The 22,055-nt window shown below is 70.4% G+C and carries 22 protein-coding genes and 2 tRNA genes; 7 read left to right on the plus strand and 17 right to left on the minus strand.

The genetic code is table 11. From position 1 onward, the window contains the following. Positions 1-22: 22 nt before the first annotated feature. Positions 23-1,738 carry a cytochrome c biogenesis protein DipZ gene (locus ACIQID_RS14650; RefSeq protein WP_400286427.1) on the minus strand — a complete coding sequence of 572 codons (1,716 nt, stop codon included), beginning with the start codon at positions 1,736-1,738 and terminating at the stop codon, positions 23-25. Between the two features lie 167 nt (positions 1,739-1,905). On the opposite strand from ACIQID_RS14650, the gene ACIQID_RS14655 reads away from it, so the two are divergent. Together ACIQID_RS14655 and ACIQID_RS14660 are read left to right on the plus strand one after the other, a co-directional pair. Then, the gene (locus ACIQID_RS14655; RefSeq protein WP_312675451.1) at positions 1,906-2,565 is read left to right on the plus strand and encodes a fasciclin domain-containing protein; all 660 of its coding nucleotides are present in this window, start codon (positions 1,906-1,908) and stop codon (positions 2,563-2,565) included. A 135-nt stretch (positions 2,566-2,700) separates the two neighbouring features. Next, positions 2,701-2,773 (plus strand) — tRNA-Lys (locus ACIQID_RS14660). Between the two features lie 8 nt (positions 2,774-2,781). On the opposite strand, the gene ACIQID_RS14665 is transcribed toward ACIQID_RS14660, so the two are convergent. Next, positions 2,782-3,240: a hypothetical protein gene (locus ACIQID_RS14665; RefSeq protein ID WP_400286431.1), complete on the minus strand. Its 459-nt coding sequence runs from the start codon at positions 3,238-3,240 to the stop codon at positions 2,782-2,784. Positions 3,241-3,398: 158 nt separating this feature from the next. Between ACIQID_RS14665 and ACIQID_RS14670 the strand changes: the two genes are divergently transcribed. Further along, positions 3,399-3,944, plus strand: coding sequence for a type 1 glutamine amidotransferase domain-containing protein (locus ACIQID_RS14670; RefSeq protein ID WP_025104283.1), 546 nt, complete (start codon positions 3,399-3,401; stop codon positions 3,942-3,944). Positions 3,945-3,947: 3 nt separating this feature from the next. Here ACIQID_RS14670 and ACIQID_RS14675 read toward each other — a convergent pair whose 3' ends face one another. Further along, positions 3,948-4,466 carry a CGNR zinc finger domain-containing protein gene (locus ACIQID_RS14675; RefSeq protein WP_312675454.1) on the minus strand — a complete coding sequence of 173 codons (519 nt, stop codon included), beginning with the start codon at positions 4,464-4,466 and terminating at the stop codon, positions 3,948-3,950. Between the two features lie 25 nt (positions 4,467-4,491). On the opposite strand from ACIQID_RS14675, the gene ACIQID_RS14680 reads away from it, so the two are divergent. Further along, positions 4,492-4,710, plus strand: coding sequence for a hypothetical protein (locus ACIQID_RS14680; RefSeq protein WP_400286436.1), 219 nt, complete (start codon positions 4,492-4,494; stop codon positions 4,708-4,710). Here ACIQID_RS14680 and ACIQID_RS14685 read toward each other — a convergent pair. From ACIQID_RS14685 to ACIQID_RS14740, 12 genes are all read right to left on the minus strand, one after another. Continuing rightward, a complete protein-coding gene (locus ACIQID_RS14685; protein WP_400286439.1) occupies positions 4,691-5,224 on the minus strand; it encodes a DUF1697 domain-containing protein in 534 nt (177 codons plus the stop codon). The two genes, ACIQID_RS14680 and ACIQID_RS14685, sit on opposite strands and share 20 nt — an antisense overlap. Next, complete coding sequence (locus ACIQID_RS14690) at positions 5,221-5,802, minus strand: isochorismatase family protein (protein ID WP_400286442.1); 582 nt, start codon at positions 5,800-5,802, stop codon at positions 5,221-5,223. The genes ACIQID_RS14685 and ACIQID_RS14690 overlap by 4 nt, the downstream gene beginning before the upstream one ends. 78 nt (positions 5,803-5,880) lie before the next feature. Continuing rightward, positions 5,881-5,953: transfer RNA gene (locus ACIQID_RS14695), tRNA-Thr, on the minus strand. Positions 5,954-6,022: 69 nt separating this feature from the next. Further along, a complete protein-coding gene (locus ACIQID_RS14700; protein WP_400286445.1) occupies positions 6,023-7,576 on the minus strand; it encodes an alpha/beta hydrolase in 1,554 nt (517 codons plus the stop codon). Continuing rightward, positions 7,573-8,730 carry a DNA polymerase III subunit delta' gene (locus tag ACIQID_RS14705; protein WP_312675461.1) on the minus strand — a complete coding sequence of 386 codons (1,158 nt, stop codon included), beginning with the start codon at positions 8,728-8,730 and terminating at the stop codon, positions 7,573-7,575. Before ACIQID_RS14705 ends, ACIQID_RS14700 begins: the two co-directional genes overlap by 4 nt. A gap of 87 nt (positions 8,731-8,817) precedes the next feature. Continuing rightward, positions 8,818-9,447 (minus strand): dTMP kinase, encoded by a 630-nt coding sequence (gene tmk, locus ACIQID_RS14710; protein WP_025104276.1) that lies wholly within the window; start codon positions 9,445-9,447, stop codon positions 8,818-8,820. After that, positions 9,444-12,314, minus strand: coding sequence for a type I DNA topoisomerase (gene topA / locus ACIQID_RS14715; RefSeq protein ID WP_400286451.1), 2,871 nt, complete (start codon positions 12,312-12,314; stop codon positions 9,444-9,446). The genes tmk and topA overlap by 4 nt, the downstream gene beginning before the upstream one ends. A gap of 78 nt (positions 12,315-12,392) precedes the next feature. After that, on the minus strand, positions 12,393-12,722 hold the full coding sequence (locus tag ACIQID_RS14720) for an Rv3654c family TadE-like protein (protein ID WP_025104274.1): 330 nt from the start codon (positions 12,720-12,722) through the stop codon (positions 12,393-12,395). Continuing rightward, a complete protein-coding gene (locus ACIQID_RS14725) occupies positions 12,722-13,102 on the minus strand; it encodes a TadE family type IV pilus minor pilin (protein ID WP_400286455.1) in 381 nt (126 codons plus the stop codon). Before ACIQID_RS14725 ends, ACIQID_RS14720 begins: the two co-directional genes overlap by 1 nt. Beyond that, a complete protein-coding gene (locus tag ACIQID_RS14730; RefSeq protein ID WP_312675465.1) occupies positions 13,099-13,299 on the minus strand; it encodes a DUF4244 domain-containing protein in 201 nt (66 codons plus the stop codon). The genes ACIQID_RS14725 and ACIQID_RS14730 overlap by 4 nt, the downstream gene beginning before the upstream one ends. A gap of 37 nt (positions 13,300-13,336) precedes the next feature. Continuing rightward, entirely contained in the window at positions 13,337-14,236 is a 900-nt protein-coding gene (locus tag ACIQID_RS14735) for a type II secretion system F family protein (RefSeq protein WP_400286459.1), read from the minus strand. Beyond that, positions 14,230-15,234: a TadA family conjugal transfer-associated ATPase gene (locus tag ACIQID_RS14740; protein ID WP_400286462.1), complete on the minus strand. Its 1,005-nt coding sequence runs from the start codon at positions 15,232-15,234 to the stop codon at positions 14,230-14,232. The genes ACIQID_RS14735 and ACIQID_RS14740 overlap by 7 nt, the downstream gene beginning before the upstream one ends. 398 nt (positions 15,235-15,632) lie before the next feature. Here ACIQID_RS14740 and acs point away from each other — a divergent pair, with 398 nt between their 5' ends. Beyond that, entirely contained in the window at positions 15,633-17,600 is a 1,968-nt protein-coding gene (acs, locus tag ACIQID_RS14745; protein ID WP_312675495.1) for an acetate--CoA ligase, read from the plus strand. 99 nt (positions 17,601-17,699) lie between these two features. On the opposite strand, the gene ACIQID_RS14750 is transcribed toward acs, so the two are convergent. Both ACIQID_RS14750 and ACIQID_RS14755 read right to left on the minus strand, forming a co-directional pair. After that, positions 17,700-18,158 carry a RidA family protein gene (locus ACIQID_RS14750; RefSeq protein WP_312675497.1) on the minus strand — a complete coding sequence of 153 codons (459 nt, stop codon included), beginning with the start codon at positions 18,156-18,158 and terminating at the stop codon, positions 17,700-17,702. Beyond that, positions 18,155-18,379, minus strand: a complete 225-nt coding sequence (locus ACIQID_RS14755; RefSeq protein WP_400286466.1) for a hypothetical protein — start codon at positions 18,377-18,379, stop codon at positions 18,155-18,157. Before ACIQID_RS14755 ends, ACIQID_RS14750 begins: the two co-directional genes overlap by 4 nt. An 89-nt stretch (positions 18,380-18,468) precedes the next feature. Here ACIQID_RS14755 and ACIQID_RS14760 point away from each other — a divergent pair, with 89 nt between their 5' ends. Then, positions 18,469-21,030 (plus strand): transglycosylase domain-containing protein, encoded by a 2,562-nt coding sequence (locus ACIQID_RS14760; RefSeq protein WP_400286469.1) that lies wholly within the window; start codon positions 18,469-18,471, stop codon positions 21,028-21,030. Then, entirely contained in the window at positions 21,021-21,962 is a 942-nt protein-coding gene (locus ACIQID_RS14765; protein WP_400286472.1) for a metallophosphoesterase, read from the plus strand. Before ACIQID_RS14760 ends, ACIQID_RS14765 begins: the two co-directional genes overlap by 10 nt. Positions 21,963-22,055: the final 93 nt, after the last annotated feature.

Raw genomic sequence — 22,055 nt, forward strand, 5'->3', positions numbered from 1 at the left:
CCTCCCTCTTCCCGTGCAGCCGTCACCCGAATGTGAACGAATAGACCTCGACGCCGGCGGGGACCTCGAGCGTGAACGTGCCCTTCGCGATGTCGTCCTGCTCGAGCAGCCCGTACGAACGCGGCGTCCCATCGATCCGGATCGTCTGCGCCTTGCCGTCCGCGTCCCGGACCACGACCTCTCCCGATCCCGCGACGACCATGCGCACCTCGGCCGCCCGATACTGCAGGCGGATCCGGCCGTCGTCGTCTCCGGCCGGTGTGACGTACTGCGTGTCCACGGTCCAGTCGCCGTCCAGCGCGAAGCTGTCGTCGGGCTGGTCATCGGGGAAGCGGAAGCTGCCGTCGCCGCGGCGGTACTCGTCGCCGCCGCCGTAGTTGACGTCCTTCGAGGAGCCGAGGAAGGTCTCCCGTGTCGTGGCTCCCACCTCGGGGGTCTCGTCCTTCACGTCCGTGGCGGCGGGCAGCTCGACGTCGGGGTCGGCATCCTGCAGCAGTTCCCGGATCATCGCCTCGGTCGCGGCGTAGTTGCCCTCGCCGAAGGAGATGTGGCGGACGGTCCCCTCCGCGTCGATGAGGTAGTGCGCGGGCCAGTACCGGTTGCGGTAGTTGGTCCAGGTGGAGAGGGTGTTGTCGAGGGCGACGGGGTATTCGATGCCGAAGTCGCGCGCGCCGGCCGCGACGTTCCCGGGATCCTTCTCGAACGCGTACTCGGGCGAGTGGATGCCGATCACCTGCAGCCCCGCGTCCCGGTAGGCCTCGTCCCAGGCCACGACGTGCGGGATGGAGCGCTGGCAGTTGATGCAGGAGTACGCCCAGAAGTCGATGAGGACCACCTGTCCGCGCAGGTCCTTCAGGTCGATCGCCTCCCCGTCCGGGGTGTTGAGCCACTGCTGGATCCCCTTGATGGACGGCGCCGTCCCGCAGGACTCCAGCTCGGTCGCGCCGTTCGTGCACTTGTCGAGGTCCTTGTTCTCCTCGTTCACCAGGCCGCCGAGGTCGAGGGCGTCCTGCACCTGCTCGGAGTCGGCGATCTGCTCCTGCAGCGGCGCGGTGTAGTCCGGGAGCAGACGCTGCAGCGCCTGGGGGACGTTGAACACCAGCCCCACGGCGAGCGCGATCATCGCCACGCCGGCGGCGATCCGCAGCGCCCGCTCCTTGGTCCGGAAGGCCCGGATGCGCTCGATGACGCTGCGTCCCGCGAGCGCGAAGACCAGCAGCGGCACGGCGACGCCGATCGCGAAGGAGACGGTGAGCAGCACGGTGCCCAGGCCGATCTGCCCTGTGGACCCGGCGACGATGATGGCGGCCAGGACCGGGCCCGCGCACGGGACGAACACGGCCCCGAGGGCGAGGCCGACACCGAAGCCGTTGCCGCGGTTCTTCACCTCGCGCTGTCCGAAGCGCTGGAACGGCCGCTCCAGGATGTGCTGGAACCGCGGCACGATGAGTCCCACCCCGATGACGACCAGCACCGCGATGCCGACCCAGCGGATGATGTCCTGCGGCAGGTTCAGCAGGCCCAGCAGGAGCGACCCGGCGAGCGTCACGAGCGTGAAGCTCAGCACGAGGCCGGCGATGACGAAGTAGGGGCGGCTGCGCTTGGCCGGCACCGCCTCCCCCTCGTAGGACGCCGACTGGGCACCGCCGGTGAGGAAGATCACCGGGAGCACGGGCAGGATGCACGGCGAGATGCCGGTGATGAGCCCGCCGAGCAGGCCGATGATGATCAGGTCCATGAGGTCCTCGTCTCTGTCGGGTGCTGTTCGCGCCGACCCCCCGCGGCGGATTGGATCGGATCCGATTTCGGAGAATCTCGTAATTCCTCCCATCCGATCCGCAGAGGCTTCCGAACAGCCCTCGACGCCACGGAGAGGCCGTGGCCGGAGTTTCGAAGGAGCTCGACATGTTCAGCACCAAGAAGAAGGTCACCGCAGCAGTCACCCTGGGTCTGGCGAGCGCATTCCTGCTCTCGGCATGTTCCATGGGCAGCGGAACGAGCACGGAGGAGTCGTCGGAGCCGACGACCCCGGAGACGTCGGAGTCGACGCCGATGGAGATGGACCCCGCCGCCAACCTCGTCGGCCCGGGCTGCGAGGCCTACGCCGCAGAGGTGCCGGACGGCGCCGGCTCCATCCAGGGCATGTCCCAGGACCCGGTGGCGGTCGCCGCCTCGAACAACCCCATGCTGACGACGCTCGTGTCGGCGGTCAGCGGTGAGCTGAACCCCGACGTGAACCTCGTCGACACGCTCAACGGCGACGAGTTCACCGTGTTCGCCCCGGTCGACGACGCCTTCGCGAAGATCGACCCCGCGACCATCGAGACGCTGAAGACCGACAGCGACCTGCTGACCTCGATCCTCACGTACCACGTGGTCCCCGGCCAGATCGAGCCGTCCGACATCGAGGGCACGCACACCACCGTCCAGGGCGCCGACCTCGAGGTGACCGGCAGCGGTGACGAGTGGATGGTCAACGACGCCAACGTCATCTGCGGCGGCGTGCAGACCGCGAACGCGACCGTGTACCTCATCGACACGGTCCTGATGCCCCCGGCTGAGTAAGCCAGGGACGGTGCCGGCGACCCGACCGGCACACGGCCTCCCCTGTTGTCAGGAGGGACACGGGGCAGGTGAAGGGGCCGTCGGCGGCTGTGGCGCCGACGGCCCCTCGTCGTGCGCCCCCTAGACTGGGAGCACGGGCCTCTAGCTCAGTTGGCAGAGCATCGGACTTTTAATCCGCGGGTCGTGGGTTCGAGCCCCACGGGGCCCACCGCATCCTCAGTCGTCGCCGCCGACGTTCCCGGCGAGCAGGTCGTCGCGGATCCCGGCGACACCGTCCGGCAGCGTCTCGCCGTGCATCACGAAGTCCGGCGCCTCCGGACTCCCCCCGATGCCGCAGACGGCGACGTTGTCCTGACCGTCGATCGTCTCCGGGACGGCCACGAACCACACCGCCGACTCTTCCAGCCACTCGGTGGTCGCCATGTCGGCGAAGAACGTCGCATCCGGCGAGATCGAGCGGATCTTCTCGGTGCAGAGCGACACGAGCTGACCCTTCGCGAAGGTGCCGGCGGCCGGGGGCGAAGACGTCTCCGTGGGCGTCGGGGCCGTGGTCGGGGCGGGCGAGGGCGTCGCCGAGGCGCTGGACGTCGCGGTCGGCGTCGGTTCCGGAGCGGGTGTGCAGCCCGCGAGCACGACCAGCACCGGCAGGAGGAGGAGAGCAGGACGGAGGCGCATGTGTGGATCGTATCGAGTCGACCGCGCCGCTCCGCGCCGACGCGGCTGTCCTGTATCACCGTCGCTCCCGGCTGGCCACCCCCTGGCGAGCTCTGATGCGGTGGGAGAGGGTCGAGGAGTCCCCGGAACAGGGCGACTTCCCACCGAAAGGACGGACCATGACTCTCACCGGAAACCGCGTGGCATTCCTGGCGACGGACGGCTTCGAGGACAGCGAGCTCACGAGCCCCTGGGAGGCGGTGACGACGGAGGGCGCGAGCGCCACGCTCATCGCGCCGGACGGAGCGGCGATCACCGGCAAGAACGGTCACGAACAGGCCGTCGACCTGAAGGCCGCGGACGCCAGCGCCGACCAGTTCGACGCGCTCGTGCTGCCCGGCGGCGTGGTGAACGCCGATCACCTCCGCATGGATCAGGCCTCGATCGATCTGGCCCGTGCGTTCTTCGAGCAGCACAAGCCCGTGGGCGTCATCTGCCACGGCGCCTGGATCCTCATCGAGGCCGGTGTCGTCGACGGTCGGACGATCACGAGCTACCCGAGTCTGAAGACCGACCTCCGCAACGCCGGCGCGAGCTGGGTGGACGAGGAGGTCGTGGTCGACGAGGGTCTCGTGTCGAGCCGCACCCCCGATGACCTCCCGGCGTTCAACGCCAAGCTCGTCGAGGAGATCGGCGAGGGCAAGCACGCGGGACAGACCGCCTGACGCTCAGTTCACGCGCGCCCGATGGCGCCGCACGGCCGCCCGGTTCGCGCACCTCACGGAGCAGAACCGCTGGCGGCCGTTGCGCGTCACGTCCGCGACGACGTTGGTGCACGGCGGCGCGTCGCAGCGCCCGAGTCGGTTCATCCCCCGGGTCACGAGGTGCAGCGCCGTGCCGAGGTTGATGATCGCGCGCAGCACGAAGGGCAGCGAGCGCACGTCGTCCCGATAGTGCAGGTGCCAGCCCTCGTCGTCGTGGTTGGTGAGCCGGGGATAGGCGCCCGCGATGGCGAGCTGGTCGTTGAGCAGGGCGGCTCGCGCATCGGCATCCGGTTCGTCCACGATGGCCAGCCAGTCGTCGATCACGGCGCGCACCTGCGCGTGGTCGTCGGGGGCCGGCGGAAACGTCTGCGTCATCCCCAGCGCGAGCGTGCGCTCCTCGATCCCCGCACGGTCCTCCGGCCAGTCGTTCGCGAGGGAGGCGGCGAGGAGCACCGCATACTCCCCGTAAGGGTTGAGATGCATAAGACCATTACATCACGCTGGTCCCATGACCTCCTCCGACACCCTCCCGATCCCCCGGCTCGCCTCCCCCGCCGACACCCACGAGCACGCCTGGCTCGTGGAGTCACGCCATCCCACCAGCGAGGGCGTCGTGCTGTACGTCCGGTGCGCGGGCTGCGACTCCCGCCGGGTCGACCTCGCCCCGCATGCCGAGATGCCGCCGACCGCGCTGAGCCGGGCCGTGGTCACGCCGTCAGCGCGATGAGCTTCCGCACCGTGCGCAGGTTGCGCGCCGTCCCGGGGACCCCGAGCGCCCGGTCGAGCACGGCTTTCGTGAGCTTCGTCGTGTGCACCCCGCCGGGGGCGTAGTCGATCCACAGATCGTGTCCGACCAGGGCGAGACGCTCCCCCGGCACCAGACGCTCGTGCAGGGCCTCGAGGGCGCCGGCGGCGGGAGCGCCCTCGAGGAACATCGCGTGCACGAGCTTCAGATCCCCTTCCGGGAAGGGCTGGGCCGCCTCGGACTCGGTGAGCGCGGCGTGCGTGCGGTGGATCACCGGAGTGTCGACGCCGAACTCCTCCGCGACGATCGCCCGGACCCTCGCGCAGGACGCCGCCGGGTCACGCGGTGTCGCGCAGAGGATGTTGCCGCTCGCGATGTAGGTGGAGACGTCCTCCAGGTCGGTCGCGGCGGCGAGCACCTCCCGGAGCCGGGCCATCGGCACGCTGTTGCGTCCGCTGAGGTTGACCGCACGGAGGAGGAGGACGCTGCGGCTCATGCCTCCGCGCTCTCGAGGAGCTCGGCACCGGCATGCGCGAGCTCGGCGAGGGCCGCGGCGCTGGGTTCTGGGGCGACCCCGGCGATCAGGTCGGCGAGCACACGGACGTGGACGCCGTGGGCGATCGCGTCGAGCGCAGAAGCCCGGACGCAGTGGTCCGTGGCGATGCCCACGACATCCGCCGTGACGACGCCGGCCGCGCTCAGCACCGCGGCGACCGTCGCCCCGTCGTCGGTCACCCCCTCGAACATCGAGTACGCAGGGCGGCCCTGGCCCTTGCGCACGTGGTGGGTGACGCGGTCGGTCACGAGCAGCGGGTCGTAGTCGGCTCCCGCGGTGCCGGCGACGCAGTGCACCGGCCAGGAGTCGGTGTAGTCGGGAGTGGCGGAGAAGTGGCCGCCGTTGTCGCCGTCGGCGTCATGCCAGTCACGGGAGGCCACGACGACCTCGTAGTCGTCGGCGTGGGACGCGAGGTAGGAGGAGACGGCGGCGGCCACCGCGTCACCGCCCGGAACCGCGAGGGCGCCGCCCTCGGTGAAGTCGTTCTGCACGTCGACGATGAGAAGCGCTCTGCTCATGCTCCGAGCGTACGCCCCACGGCCGGGCCCGGAGACGAGGAAACCCCCGGGACCACGAGGGTTCCGGGGGTTTTCCTGAGCCGCTTGTCAGAATCGAACTGACGACCTTTTCATTACGAGTGAAATGCTCTGCCGACTGAGCTAAAGCGGCGTGCGACGCGTGAGCGGCGCGATCACCGATATTACCCTGTCTCGCGCTCGCTCGCGAATCGAGACGCGATCACTCGCAGCGCAGGCCGTCTTCCGGCACCACGTCTTCGAGGAGGAAGGCCTCCACCGCCTCGTCGACGCAGACGTTGCCCTTGTTGTAGCCGGTGTGCCCCTCGCCCACGCGGGTGATGAGGACGCCCTCGGAGAGCTGGTCGGCGAGCGACTCCGACCACTCGTACGGGGTCGCCGGATCGTTGGTGGTGCCCACGACGACGATGGGGCCCGCGCCTTCCGCGGTGATCTTCTCGCGGGTGCCGGTGGGCGGATACGGCCACACCTCGCACGGGTCCGGTCCGGACCAGTACGGGGCGATGGTCGGCGCGCCCTCCGCGATCTTCTTCTCGGTGGCCGCCTCGGCGGCAGGGTCGTCCTCGACCGGGTAATCCATGCAGTTGTACGCGCGGAACGCCTCGGTCGAGTTGTCGATGTAGGCGCCGTTCTCCCGACCGTTGTAGAAGTCGGCGAGGCGGAAGGCCGTCGACGGGTCGCCCTGCAGCGCCTCGTCCAGAGCCTGGGTGAGGATCCCCCAGCTGTCCTCCGAGTACAGCGCCGCGATGATCGCCGTCATCAGGGCATCGGCCCCCATGAGCCGGCCGTCGCCGTTCTTCAGGGGCGTGCGGTCCGCGCTCGCGAGGAGGGCACCGAGATCGGCCATCGCCTCGTCGACCGTCCCGCTGAAGGGGCAGGATCCGGAGTCGAGGCAGTTCTGCATGTAGGCCCGCAGTGCGGACTCGAAGCCGAGCGCCTGCGTGGCCCCCACGTCGAGACCGGGGACGGAGGGGTCGATCGCCCCGTCGAGCACGAGCCGTCCGGCCTTCTCCGGGTAGAGCTTGGCGTAGGTCGCGCCGAGGAACGTGCCGTACGAGTACCCGAGGTAGTTGAGCTCCTTGTCGCCGAGGACGGCGCGGAGGAGGTCCATGTCGCGAGCAGCGTTGACCGTGGTGATGTACGGCAGGATCCCCTCGCTGTTGGCGTCGCACGCCTCGCCGAAGGCGCGGGCGGAGTCGAGCAGCTCGGACTCCCACTCCGGGGTGCCGCGCGGCGCGGACGGGATGCCGTAGAGGTACTCGTCCATCTCCTTCGCGTCGTAGCAGGTGACGGCGGTGGAGGCTCCGACGCCGCGGGGGTCGAAGCCGATGACGTCGTAGTTCTCGATGAGGGCCGGACCGACCGCGTAGTCGAGGCTGCCCTGGATGAGGTCGACGCCGCTGGAACCGGGGCCTCCGGGGTTCGTGAGCAGCGAGCCGATCGCCTCGCCCTCGGCGCGGTGCCGCACCACGGCGAGCTCGATCTCTCCGGCCCCGGGGTCTTCCCAGTCGAGCGGCGCGGTGACGGTCGTGCAGTCGAAGCCCTGCCCGCACGCGGTCCAGTCCAGCTCCTGGGAGTAGAAGGGGAGCAGATCTTCCGCGACGCCCTCGGTGTCCGGCGTCCTCTCGACGGCCGGCTTCGAGGACTGCTCCGGGATCATGGCGTAGAGGCATCCGGAGAGCACGACCGAGGCGGCGGCCAGACCGGCGATGAGCGCCGCGGTGCGACGGAGGCGGGGCAGGGATCGAGTCTTCACGGTTTCCTCCCGCTCGTGACGGTCACGAGCAAACTCTCGAGCGCGAGCAGCGGGGCGACGTTGCGCTCCAGCGCCTCACGGGTCTCGGCCAGGTGGTCGAGCACGACGAGCGTGCGCTCCACGCTCCAGGCGGCGGCGAGGCCGGCCACCTCGGTGTGCAGTTCGCGGTTGATGAGATCGTCGCCGCGACCGTACTGCACCATCACGACGTCGCGGAAGAGCGACTGCAGGTCGGTGAGGACCCGGTCGATGCCGTCCCGCAGACTCCGCGTCGCCCGCTTCTTCTGGTCGTCCTCCAGTGCCGACACCTGGGCGCGCAGCGCCGGAGGCACCGCCTGCCCCTCCGCGACACCGACGGTGCGCAGGAGCGCGGCACGTTCCGCCGCATCCCGCTCGGCGGTGAGCGCCTTGGCGTCTTCCGTCGCCGCCTGGATGATGCGCCCGGCGACCTCGACGGCGTCGTTGACCCCGCGCACCCCGATCACGGCCCGGAGCGTCTCGTCGCGACGTCGCCGCGCCGCATCGTCGGTGGCGAGACGCTGGGCCATGCCGATGTGACGCTGCGCGTGCCGGGCGGCCTGCTCGGCGACCGCCTCGTCCACACCCGTGCGGAGACTGATGAGACGGGAGACGTCCGCCACGTCGGGCTCGCGGAGACGGAGCGACCGCACGCGCGACCGGATGGTGGGGAGGAGGTCGGCTTCACTGGGCGCACAGAGGATCCAGACGGTCTGCTCCGGCGGCTCCTCCAGCGCCTTGAGCAGGACGTTCGAGGTGCGCTCGACCATCCGGTCGGCGTCCTCGACGACGATGACCCGGTAGCGCCCGGCGGAGGGCGCGAAGTAGGAGCGCTCGACGAGGGCCCGCGCTTCGGCGATGGTGATGATCACCTTGTCGGTGCGCAATGCGGTCACATCGGGGTGGGTGCCGGCGAGGACCTGCCGCATCGTGGCCTCGTCGTCGGCCCCCTCGGCGATCAGTGCGGCGGCGAAGGCATAGGCGAGGGTCGAGCGTCCGGACCCGGGAGGACCGGTGATCAGCCAGGCGTGCGAGAGCGCGGCGGGATCGGACGCGGCGGCGCGCAGCGTCTCGACGGCGGCCTCCTGCCCCCAGACGTCGGCCCAGGGGAAAGGCGGGGCGAGGGTCGAGGGCATGCACTCAGCCTAATCGCGACCGCCGACGCTCCCACCACCCACGGGCGGGCTGTGCGTCCCGTCGGATGAAGCCTTCTCTGTGGAGGATCAGTCGAACAGTGCGGAGACGCGGGCGCGGATGCGATCGGCGATGCGCTCGGGCGACGCCGCGGCGTCGATCACGAGGAACCGGGCGGGCTCCGCACGGGCCAGTTCGAGGTAGGCGTCCCGCACGCGGGCGTGGAAGGCCTCCTTCTCGGCCTCCAGCCGGTCGAACGGCTTGTCGGCCGAGTCGAGGCGCGTGCGCGCCGTGGCCGGATCGAGATCGAGGAGCACAGTGAGATCCGGAAGCGCCCCCTCGGCAGCCCACAGTGACAGATCGCGGATCTCCGTGGCATCGAGGACGCGTCCGGCGCCCTGGTACGCCACCGAGGAGTCGAGATAGCGGTCCTGCAGCACGATCTCGCCGCGAGCGAGCGCGGGGCGCACCACCGTGGCGACGTGGTGCGCACGATCGGCGGCGTAGAGCAGCGCCTCCGCGCGCGGCGCGATGTCTCCGCGGTGGTGGAGCACGATGTCGCGGATGAGCTGCCCGACCTCGGAGCCACCCGGCTCCCGGGTGCGCACGACCGTTCGACCGCTCTGCTCGAGCCAGGTGGCGAGGAGGTTCGACTGGGTCGTCTTCCCAGAGCCGTCCCCGCCCTCCAGCGTGATCCAGAGGCCGGGGCCTGCGGTCACGAGTCCGCCTTCTCTGCCGCCTTCGCCGCCGCGTTCGCGGCCCGTGTCGCCGCGGCCTTCTTGGCCGCCGCCGAGCGGGCTGCCGACGTGGTCGACGTCTTCGCCGCCGTGGACTTCTTCGCCGTGGAGGCCTTCGCCGGCGCCTTCTTGGCCGGCGCCTTCTTGGCCGGAGCCTTCTTGGCCGGAGCCTTCTTGGCGGGAGCCTTCTTCGCCGCTCCCCGCTTGGGCGCCGGACCCTTGGCGCGCTTGTCCGCGAGCATCTGCACGGCGATCTCGAACGTGATGTCGTCCGGGGTCTGTCCGCGCGGGATGGTGACGTTCGTCTCGCCGTCGGTGACGTACGGCCCGAAGCGGCCGTCGCGCACGCGGATGGGCTTGCCGCTCACCGGGTCCGCCTCGAACTCGGCCAGCGCGCTCGACGCCCGACGGGCGCCGTACTTGGGCTGCTGGTAGATCTCCAGCGCCTGTTCCAGCGTGACGTCGAAGATCTGCGACTCGCTCTCCAGCGACCGGGAGTCGGCGCCCTTCTTCAGGTAGGGACCGAAGCGGCCGTTCTGCGCGGTGATCTCGTCCCCCGTCTCGGGGTCGACGCCGACCACGCGCGGCAGGCTCAGCAGCTGCAGTGCGGTGTCGAGATCGATCGTGTCCACCGACATCGAGCGGAACAGCGAGGCGGTGCGGGGCTTGGGCGCCGCTTCCTTCTTCGCGCCGCGCTTGGGCTTGGGGGCCTCGACGACCTCGCCGGTGGCCTCATCGACGGCGGCATCGTCGGAGACCGGATCGTTCTCCTGCACGTAGGGGCCGAAGCGTCCGTCCTTGACGACGACGACCTTGCCGTTCTCCGGGTTCACCCCGAGGACACGGTCGCCGGCGACGGGCGCATCGATGAGCTCCTGGGCCTTCTCCGCCGTGAGCTCGTCGGGCGCGAGATCTTCGGGGACGTTGACGATGCGCGGCTTGGCCTCCGGATCCTTCGGGTCCGCCACCTCGAGGTAGGGGCCGTACTTGCCGAAGCGCAGCGTCGCGGTGTCGGTGATCCGCGTCGAGTTCAGCGCACGGGCATCGATCTCCCCGAGGTTGTCGACGACCTGGCGAAGACCCACGTGCGAGTCGGAGCCGAAGTAGAACGACTTCAGCCATTCCACGCGGTTCTGCTCGCCGCGTGCGATGGTGTCGAGGTCGTCCTCGAGCGCCGCGGTGAAGTCGTAGTCGACGAGCTCGGCGAAGTGCTCCTCGAGCAGACGCACCACGCTGAACGCGAGCCATGTCGGCACGAGGGCCTGGCCGCGCTTGACCGCGTACCCGCGATCGAGGATGGTCTCCGGGATCGTGGCGAAGGTCGAGGGACGGCCGATGCCCTTCTCCTCGAGCACCTTCACCAGCGAGGCCTCGGTGTAGCGCGGCTTCGGCGTAGTCCGGTGCCCCTTCGCCTCCGCCGCGGACACGGCCAGCTCGTCTCCGACGGAGACCGCAGGCAGGGACTGGTTCTCGGCGGCGTCGGCGTCGCTGCGCTTCTCGTCGCGGCCCTCTTCGTACGCCTCCAGGAATCCCTTGAACGTGTAGACCGTGCCGGAGGCGGTGAACTCCGCCGTCTGGCCGTCCGCCTCGACCGCGATGGTGACGGTCGTCGTCTCGTACTTGGCGTCCGACATCTGGCTGGCGACGGTGCGCTTCCAGATCAGGTCGTACAGCCGCTGCTCCTCGCGGTCGAGTTCGCCGGACAGCGAGGACGGCGTGCGGAAGTTCTCCCCCGAGGGGCGGATCGCCTCGTGCGCCTCCTGCGCGTTCTTGCTCTTCGACTTGTAGACGCGCGGCTTGAGCGGCACCGCGTTGTCGCCGTAGAGAGCCACGGCTTGACTCCGGGCCGCCTGCACCGCCTGGGTGCTCAGCGCCGTGGAGTCGGTACGCATATAGGTGATGTAGCCCTTCTCGTAGAGGCGCTGGGCGACGCTCATCGCCTGCTTCGCGCTCATCGAGAGCTTGCGGCCCGCCTCCTGCTGCATGGTGGAGGTCGTGAAGGGCGCGTAGGGGCTGCGGGTTCCCGGCTTGGCCTCGACCTTGGTGACGGTTCCCGCCCCTGCGGCATCGACGGCGCGCGCAAGGGCGGCCGCCTTCGCCTCGTCGAGGACCACGACCGCCTTCTTGAGCTTTCCGGTGTCGTCGAAGTCGGAGCCGCGGGCGAGCTGGCCGCCGTCCACGCGCACCAGGCGGATGCGGAAGGACGTGCCGGCCGCAGCCGCGTCGGCATCGACGTCCCAGTACTCCGCGGAGACGAAGGCCATGCGCTCGCGCTCGCGGTCGACGATCAGGCGGGTCGCGGCGGACTGCACGCGGCCGGCCGAGATCCCTGTCTTGACCTTGTACCAGAGCACGGGCGAGACGTCCCACCCGTAGAGGCGGTCGAGGATGCGGCGGGTCTCCTGCGCGTCGACGAGGGCGTGGTCGAGTTCACGGGTGTTGCCCACAGCGGCCTGGATCGCGTCCTTGGTGATCTCGTGGAAGACCATGCGCTTGACCGGCACCTTGGGCTTGAGCGTCTCCAGCAGGTGCCAGGCGATGGCCTCGCCCTCGCGGTCCTCATCAGTGGCGAGCAGGACCTCGTCGGCGTGCTTGAGCGCGCGCTTGAGCTCGGCGACCGTCTTGGTCTTGCGGTCCGAGACCACGTAGTAGGGGTCGAAGCCGTTGTCGATGTCGATGGAGTACTTGCCGTACGCCTTCTTGTCCTCGGCCGGGATGTCCTTCTTGTCGGCGAGATCACGGATGTGGCCGACGGAGCTGAGCACCTCGTAACCGTCGCCGAGGTATCCCTGAATAGACCGCATCTTCGTCGGGGACTCGACGATGACGAGCTTCTTGCCTTCAGCCAAGGGGCGTCCTTTCTTCGAAGCACACCATACACACCGCTATCAGGGGTCGTTCACAGCGGGCGAGGGGTAGAGCCGCCGTCATGGTTCCTCGGGTGGCCCGGCACGAGCGCGGGAGACGGCAGCGAGTCCAGCGTACGCCGCCTCCACGGACACGGTCGCCACATACCCTTCCAGCGAACAGCTCGTCAGGGCCGCCCCGCTCGCCGCGGCGACCCTGGCGGCCAACGCACAGGGCTCGTCCGCCGTCGGCACCGCGCCGCTCGCGGCATCGGCGGCGGCGAGCGCGGCGGCGTCGGCGGCGCCCGCCGCACGCTGTGCCGTGACCGCCGCACCGCCCACGGCCGCAAGACCGACGGACAGCGTGGCGCTCACCACGAGGAGCGCGGCCGCGAGCGCCGAGCCCGCCATCAGCGGCCCCCGTCCAGGGCACAGCTCGTGGCGCGCAGCGGGACGCTGATGACCGCTCCGAGGGACACCCGGAGCGTCGCCGTGGCGCACACGAGGTCGCCGGCAGGGGCGAAGGCGGCACCGGCGCCCGGGATCGCCTCGTGGACGGCCCGGGCAGCTGCCGCCGCGTCCTCGCCACGGCCGAGCACCCGTGCGGCGTCGGCGGCAGCATCCTGCAGCGCGACCTGCCGCGCCGCCGCCACGAGGGCACCCGCCCCGAGCAGCAGCACCAGCACGATGGCCGGCAGCGCCAGGGCGAGCTCCGCCGCGACGGCGCCGCGGTCGCCGCGCCACCGCCAGGGTGCCGGGTTCGCGCCGCCGTCGGGTACGCCGCCCGTCATGAGACGGTCAGGGCTCGGCGGACGAGGCCGGTGAGGATGCCCCGCACCTCCTCCGAGCGCATGATCGCCACGAGCAGACCCGCGAAGGCGACGGCGGCCATGGTGGTGATCGCGTACTCGGCGGTCGCCGCACCGGTGTCGTCTCCGAAGAGTGCCCGCGCACGGCGGCGATCCAGGGTGGGCAGGGTGTCGTTCATCTTCTTACCTCTTTCTTTCTCGATGGTCGTGGAGGGGTCAGGTCGGCAGGGGCGTGGAGGCGAGCACACTGAGCAGGAGGGGCGCCACGCCGACGAGGAGGAACGCCGGCAGCGTGCACACCCCGAGCGGAAGCAGCAAGCGGGTGGAGAGGCGCGCGGCGCGAAGACGCCCCTGGACCCTGGCACGATGCCGGTCCTGTGCCGCCGCCGCGCGCAGCAGCTCCACGGCGGGGACGCCGGCTGCACGGGAGAGCTCGAGCACCTGGCCGACGCGGTCCCGCTCGGCGGGATCGACGACTCCGGTCTCGGTGACGAGCGCGACGGCGCGGTCGATCGGTGCCCCACCCGTGAGCGCGATCGCGACGAGCTCCGCCGTCATGCCCGGCGTTCCCGGCTCGGGACGTGCACGGTGCAGCAGTCGTCGCGTCCACAGTCGGGCGACCACGACCAGCAGCAGGCCGGCGACGACGCACGCGCCCCCGAGGGGGTTGCCGATGATCGCGCCCAGGGTGTCGAACCCCAGCGCGACGCCGAGCAGCAGACCGGCCAGCGGCATCCAGAGCAGCAGTCGCGCCGTGCCCGCCGGCTCGGCAAGGGCCACCCGGACGTCGTCCGCCGCCGACGCGGCATCGCGCAGCGCCTCGGCGATGGTGCGGAGCACGTCGGCCAGCGGCGCCCCCACCGTCGTGGCGATCTCCCACGCCGCCGCCAGCTCCGTCCACATGCCGCCCTGCGCCTCGATCGCCGCGACCAGGGGCACGCCCTCGTCCGTTCTTTCCAGCACCGCCGTCGCGGACGGGTCTCCCGTGCCCGCGAGGTGCCGCCAGGCGACGAGGGGGATCGCCCCGGCCTGCAGGAGCACCGCGAGCGTCTGGACGGAATCGGCGACCTGCGGACCGGCCGCCGACGCCGGACGCGGCACACGGAGCGTCACCACGGCTCGACCTCCTCGATCGCCAGACGGTCGCCCGCGAGCACGAGACGACCGGCCTTCGCGATGCGTCGCGCCCCGGCCGGGGTGCGCTCCAGGTGCAGCACGATGGTGAAGGCGCTCACCGCCTGACGCGCGAGGGCCACCGCATCCATGCCGGCGAGCGCTCCCAGGGCCTCCAAGCGGGCGGGCACGTCCGCCAGACCGCTGGCGTGCAGGGTGCCCGCACCGCCGTCGTGGCCGGTGTTGAGCGCGGTGAGCAGCTCACGCACCTCCTCCCCTCGGCACTCCCCCACCACCAGACGGTCGGGCCGCATGCGCAGGGACTCCCGCACCAGTCGCGCCAGATCGATCTCCCCGGCGCCTTCGAGGTTGGCCTGGCGGGCCTCCAGAGCCACATGGTGCGGGTGCCCGGGCCTCAGCTCCGCGACGTCTTCGATGGTGACGATGCGCTCATCGGGCGGGACCTCCGACAGCAGAGCCGACAGCAGCGTCGTCTTGCCGGAGCCCGTTCCCCCGGTGAGCAGGAGATTGGCGCGGTCGCGGACGAGGGCGCCGAGCCATCGTCGTTGCCGGGGGTCGAACGCTCCCCGTGCCGCGAGCGTGTCCAGGTCGGCCGCGTGTATGCGCGGGACGCGGATCGACACGGCGGTACCCCGCGCCGCCACCGGAGCCAAGGCGGCGTGCACCCTGACCCCGGAGCCGAGTCGCACGTCGACGCAGGGCGTCTGATCGTCGAGGTGTCGCCCGCCGATGGCGACGAGCGCCACGGCGAGCTCGCGGACCTCGCGTTCCGTGGCCCGCCAGTCCGGCACGCGTTCCGCCCCGCTCCCTCTATCAACGAACAGCGCGTCCGCGCCGTTCAGGAACACGTCCGTCACCTCGTCGTCGACGAACGGCGCGAGCGGGGCGAATGCCGGCTCGCTCCGGAAGGCCTCCTGCGGAGCGCGCGACGCGGCACGAGCCCCGGAAGGGCGAGGGTGGATGACGAATCGATCAGGCATACGGCGACGGTAGGCCGCGGCTGTGCGCGTCGACCGCGAGGGGCACGTGTGCCGTCGGACCCTGTGCACAAGCAGACGCCACCCGCAGCGGTGCAGGAGGGGACCGCGGCGGACGAGGGGGCGGGAGCGCTCCCATGAGAAAGGGCGGCACCTCACGGGGGGAATGAGGTGCCGCCCACGGCGGCTCTCGATCGGGGGAATCGGGCACGCCAAGGCCGGAATGAGATCTCGGCTGTCGTCGAGTGTACGCAAGGCGACCGTCCTGACAAAACCCATCGGACTACCGACTTTCGGCAGTATTCGACGGTCAGGGGCGGGGATAGATTCGCCCTGACCTGGTCGCACTCCCCCTGCGGCCATGCCTGCACGACCCGAACGCCGCAAAGGAGCGCCTGCCGATGAGCAGTCAGATCGATCACCTTCTCGACGAGACCCGGCGCTTCGCGCCGTCGGAGGAGTTCGCCGCCCAATCCGTCGCCTCGCAGGAGCTCTACGAGCGCGCCGCCGCGGACCGCGAGGGCTTCTGGGCCGACCAGTCGCGCGAGCTCGTGCACTGGCACAAGCCCTTCACGCAGGTCCTCGACTGGAGCAATCCGCCCTTCGCCAAGTGGTTCGACGACGGCGAGCTCAACGTGGCCTACAACTGCCTCGACCGGCACGTCGAGGCCGGCAACGGCGACCGCGTCGCGCTCTTCTGGGAGGGCGAGCCCGGCGACAGCCGCCGCATCACCTATGCCGAGCTGACGGACGAGGTCAAGCGCGTCGCGAACGTGCTCGACGGGCTCGGCATCGGTCAGGGCGACCGCGTCGCGATCTACCTGCCGATGATCCCCGAGGCGATCGCCGCGATGCTCGCCGTGGCGCGCGTGGGAGCCATCCACTCGGTCGTCTTCGGCGGTTTCAGCGCGGACAGCCTGCGCTCCCGGATCGACGACGCCGGCGCCAAGCTCGTGATCACCGCGGACGGCGGGTACCGCAAGGGCCGCGTCTCCCCCCTGAAGCCGGCCGTCGACCAGGCGCTGGCCGACCGCGGTGAGGGCGAGCAGCAGACCGTCGAGCACGTGCTCGTCGTCAAACGCGGCGAGAACGAGGTGGAGTGGACCGAGGGCCGCGACCTGTGGTGGCACGACGTCGTCCCCGCCGCCTCCGCCGACCACACCGCACAGGCGTTCCCCGCCGAGAACCCGCTCTTCATCCTGTACACCTCGGGCACGACGGGGAAGCCGAAGGGCATCCTGCACACCTCCGGCGGCTACCTCACCCAGGTGGCGTACTCGCACAAGAACGTCTTCGACCTGAAGCCGGAGACCGACGTCTACTGGTGCACCGCCGACATCGGCTGGATCACCGGACACAGCTACGTCACCTACGGCCCCCTCGCGAACGGCGCGACCCAGGTGCTCTACGAAGGCACCCCGGACACCCCGCACCCCGGCCGCTGGTGGGAGCTCATCGAGAAGTACAAGGTCTCGATCTTCTACACGGCGCCGACCGCCATCCGCTCGTTCATGAAGATCGGTCGCAGCGTTCCCCAGAAGTTCGACCTGTCCTCGCTCCGCGTGCTCGGCTCGGTTGGCGAGCCCATCAACCCCGAGGCCTGGATGTGGTACCGCGAGGTCATCGGCGCCGGCTCGACGCCGATCGTCGACACGTGGTGGCAGACCGAGACCGGCGCGATCATGGTGTCGGCGCTCCCCGGGATCACCGCCACGAAGCCCGGCTCGGCGCAGGTGCCCCTGCCCGGCATCTCGATCGACGTCGTCGATGAGCAGGGCGTCGAGGTCGGCAACGGCAACGGCGGCCTCCTCGTCATCACCGAACCCTGGCCGAGCATGCTGCGCGGCATCTGGGGCGACCCGGAGCGCTTCCGCGAGACCTATTGGGAGAAGTTCGAGGACCAGGGCTACTACTTCGCCGGCGACGGCGCCCGACTCGACGAGGACGGCGACCTCTGGCTGCTCGGACGCGTCGACGACGTGATGAACGTCTCGGGCCACCGCCTGTCGACCGCGGAGATCGAGTCCTCGCTCGTCGCGCACGAGGCCACGGCCGAAGCCGCCGTCGTCGGCGCCTCGGACGAGACCACGGGTCAGGCGGTCGTGGCGTTCGTGATCATCAAGGAGAGTTACCTCTCCGCGCACGACCCGGCGGGACTCGCCCAGCAGCTGCGGCTCTGGGTGGGCGAGCAGATCGGCGCGATCGCGCGTCCGCGTGACGTCTACATCGTCGGCGAGCTGCCGAAGACCCGCTCCGGGAAGATCATGCGGCGTCTGCTCCGCGACGTGGCCGAGGGTCGCGAGGTCGGCGACACGACGACGCTCGCGGACACCGCCGTGATGAGCATCATCTCCGCCCAGGTCAAGTAACGCGAGACCCCGGGTTCACGACGAGACCCCCTGCTGCAGACGTCTGCGGCAGGGGGTCTCGACATGTACCCGGGGGCTCGGCGAGCCGGGGCACAGGAACTACGCGAGGCGGAACGTGACCTCGACCTCGACGGGGCTGCCGAGCGGGAGCTCCGCGACACCGACGGCGGCACGCGCGTGCCGGCCCTCCTCGCCGAAGATCTCGCCGAGCACCTCGCTCGCGCCGTTGATGACGCCGGGCTGCCCGGTGAAGCCCTCCGCGGAGCCGACGAAGCCGCCCACCCGGACGACGCCGGCGATGCGGTCCACGCCGCCCGCGACGTCGGCGGCGGCGGCCAACGCGTTCAGAGCGCACGTCCGGGCGTAGGCCTTCGCGTCCTCGGCGGACACCTCCGCGCCGACCTTGCCGGTCGCGGGAAGGGCGCCGTCGACGAACGGGAGCTGGCCCGACGTGTAGACCAGGCCGCCGTGCACGACGGCCGGCACGTACGCGGCAACGGGAGCGGCGACGGCGGGCAGCTCGATGCCGAGCTCGGAGAGACGGGCGGCGACGCTCATGCCTGGCCTCCCTCGAACTGACGCGAGGCCTCGGCGGCGGCGGCGAGACCGGCGTTGGTCGAGGCGTCCGTCGTGACGGGGCGCTTGAAGTAGGCGACCAGACCGCCCTCGGGGCCCTGCACCACCTGGACGAGCTCCCAGCCCTGCTTGCCCCAGTTGTTGAGGATGGCCGCGGTGTTGTGGATCAGCAGCGGCGTGGTGAGGTACTCCCACGTGGTCATGGCACTCCTGTCGATCAGGGCGCGTCCAGGGCAGACCGGGCCGCGCTCGTCAAAGCCGGTATTCAGGGAACTCCCCTACGATCAAGCGTATGCCCCAAAAGAACCGCACGGTGAAGGGCGTGCTCGGCGGTCTCGTCGGGCTCGTCGGACTGAGCGCCATCGCCGGTCTGCTGGTCACCGCCAGCGTCACCCCCGTCCTCGCGATGACCGGCGTCGCCGGCACCACGGCGCTGACCATCTTCGATGAGCTGCCCGAGGTGCTGAAGGTCGACACTCCGATGGAGCAGTCGACGATCTACGCCACGAACCCCGAGGGCAAGCCGGTCGTCCTGGCGTCCTTCTACGAGCAGAACCGCGTCCCGGTGAAGTACGAGGAAGTCTCGCCGGTCCTCTACGACGCGATCCTCTCCAGTGAGGACAAGAACTTCTACACCCACGGCGGGGTCAACCTCGGCGCGACGGTGAAGGCCCTCGTCGACAACGTGCGCGGCACCTCGAGCCGTGGCGCCTCGACCATCAGCCAGCAGTTCGTGAAGAACGTCCGCATCCAGCAGTGCGAGCAGAACGTCAGCACGGCCTCGGAGACCTACGCGGACGAGCTGCAGCAGTGCTGGCAGGACGCGACCAACGCGTCCGGCGTCGACGGCATCGAGCGCAAGCTCCAGGAGATGCGCTACGCCATCCAGATCGAGAAGGACTACTCGAAGAACGAGATCCTCCTCGGCTACCTGAACATCGCGAACTTCGGCGGCACCGTCTACGGCATCGAGGCCGCCTCGCGGTACTACTTCTCCACGTCCGCCAGCAAGCTCAGCGTCGCGCAGGCCGCGACCCTCGCCGGCATCGTGCAGAACCCGAACACCTACCGCATCGACAAGCCGGAGGGGACGTACACGACCAAGGACGGCGTCGCCCACAACTCCGCGGAGGACGGCTACAAGGACGCCAAGGACCGTCGTGACTACGTCCTCGGGCGCATGCTCGCCGACAAGAAGATCACCCAGGCCCAGCACGACGAGGCGATGGCCTCGGCGATCGAGCCGGCGATCACCGTCCCGGTCCAGGGCTGTGCGGCGGCCGGGCGCAACGCCTACTTCTGCCAGTACGTGAAGTCGATCGTCGAGAACGACGAGGCCTTCGGCGCCGACATCCAGGACCGTCGGGACCTGCTCCGCCGCGGTGGCCTGAAGATCTACACGTCGCTGGACTTCCGGGTGCAGGACCCCGCCGCAGAGGAGATGGCCAACGTCGTCCCCGCGAACTTCGACAACAAGTACTTCGGCGCCGCCGGCGTCTCCATCGAGGTCGGCACCGGTCGCATCCTCTCCATCACCCAGAACACGATGTTCTCCGAGACGCCGACCACCGATCAGGCGTACTCCTCCCTCGTGTTCGCCGGTGACCAGAAGTACGGCAAGTCCGGCGGCTTCCAGGTGGGATCGACGTACAAGCTGTTCACCCTCATCGACTGGCTCGAGAAGGGGCACTCCGTCCGGGAGAACCTGAACGGCACCGTGCAGACCAACCTGCGGATCCCCGTCTGCGGCAGCCCGCAGGCGACGAACACGGCGGAGATCGGCAACTTCGGTCGCAGCCGCGGATACCCCGGCACCCCGATGACCTTCACCGCCCAGTCGCTCAACAGTGGCTACTTCGCCATGGCGGCCAAGCTCGACGTCTGCGACATCAACAAGGTCGCCGACAAGATGGGCGTCACGCTGGCCAACGGCAACAAGGTCACCGAGGAGAACGTGCCGTACGACGTGCTCGGCCCGAAGAACATCTCCCCCATCGCGATGGCCAACGCGTACGCGACCGTCGCGAGCGGCGGCACGTACTGCACGCCGCGCGCGATCGACAAGGTGATCGACGCGGAGGGCAAGGAGCGTGAGCTCCCCAAGGCCTCGTGCACCGAGGGCGTGCTCGCCCCGGAGGTCGCCGCGACCGCCGCCTACGCGCTCCAGGGCGTCATGGCCGGCGGAGGCACCGGTGCCAGGGCCAACCCGTTCGACGGCACGCCCCTGATCGGCAAGACCGGTACCCACGACCTCTGGTCGACGATGATGATCGAGTCGAGCACCAAGGTCGCGACCGCGGTCTGGGCCGGCCGGTCGAACGGCAACCACGACAACGTCTTCAACGTCTGGACCGGCAGCCACCTCCTCAACGAGGTGCGCTATCCGCTGGCGAGGACGGCTCAGCACGCGGCCAACATGGTCTACGGCGGCGACGCCTTCCCGCAGCCCGACGGCAACCTCATCCGGCAGATCCGGGTGGATGTGCCCGACGTCGTCGGACAGACCGTGGAGGAGGCCACGGCCACCCTCGAGCGTGCCGGGTTCACCGTCTCGGTGGGCGATCCCGTCGACAGTGACAAGGCGACGAACATCGTCGTCGCGCAGGATCCCAGTGGTCAGGCTCCGTCCGGGGCGACCATCACGATCTCGCCGAGCAACGGAGACGGAGCGACCGTCCCCGACGTCACCGGACAGTCTCCGACCGCCGCGAACGCCGCGCTGATCGCGGCCGGCTTCACGTCGGTCGAACGCGCCGGATCGTGCAATGCGGACGATGCCAAGGTGACCTCGACGGACCCGGCGGCGAACACCGCGGCCACGAAGTCCACGCCGATCAGGGTGACGTGCAAGTAGGCGCGCGCCGCGCGGCACACCCGGCCCTCATCGCGCTCGGCGCGGTGGGGGCCGTCGGTGCGGCCGCCGCGGTGTGGGGCATCGGGATCGAGCGCTACCTGTTCACGGTGCGCGAGGTGACGGCGGAGGCCCTTCCCGCCGGCGCCGCGCCCCTGCGGATCCTGCACCTCTCCGACGCGCATATGGCGCCGTGGCAGCGTCGGAAGCAGGACTGGCTCACCTCGCTCGCCGAGCTCCAGCCCGACCTCATCGTCAACACCGGCGACAACCTCGGCCACGAGGACGGCCTGCAGGGGATCCGCCGCGCCTTCGCCCCCTTCGCGGGCGTCCCCGGCGTGTTCGTGCACGGGTCCAACGACGTCAACGTGCCCACGCCGCGCAATCCGCTGCGCTACTTCGCGGGTCCCTCTCAGAAGATCCGACAGCCGGCGCTGCTCGACACCGCCGCGATGGACGGCTACTTCACGGACGAGCTCGGCTGGGCCGACCTGAACAACACCGCCGCGCGGCTGACCGTCCGCGGAGAGACCGTCGACCTGTTCGGCGTGGACGACGCGCATCGCGACTGGGAGCGCCTGGACCTGCTTCCCGCCGCCCTCGATGCCCTCGGCCCGCGTCCGGAGGGGGCTCCTGTGCTCGGAGTCACCCACGCCCCCTACCAGCGAGTGCTCAACGGCTTCGTCGACCTCGGCGCGGACGCGATCCTCGGCGGTCACACGCACGGCGGCCAGGTGTGCCTCCCGGGGTACGGTGCCCTCGTCGCGAACTGCGACATCCCCCTCAAGCAGGCCAAGGGTCTGAGCACCTGGACCCACGACGGCCGTTCGGTACCGCTGAACGTGAGCGCGGGCTGCGGACACTCGATCTACGCTCCCGTGCGCTTCGCGTGCCGCCCCGAGGCGACGCTGCTCACCCTGACCGCGCGCGCCTGACCCCGCACGACGCGGGTACGGATGCCGGTGCCGACGGCTCCCGCAGGGCGCGCCACGCGGATGTGCGCGCTCGATTCGGTGCTGGAGGCATTT

The organism is Microbacterium sp. NPDC091676 (assembly GCF_044756645.1).
Classification (GTDB): Bacteria; Actinomycetota; Actinomycetes; order Actinomycetales; family Microbacteriaceae; genus Microbacterium; species Microbacterium paraoxydans_D.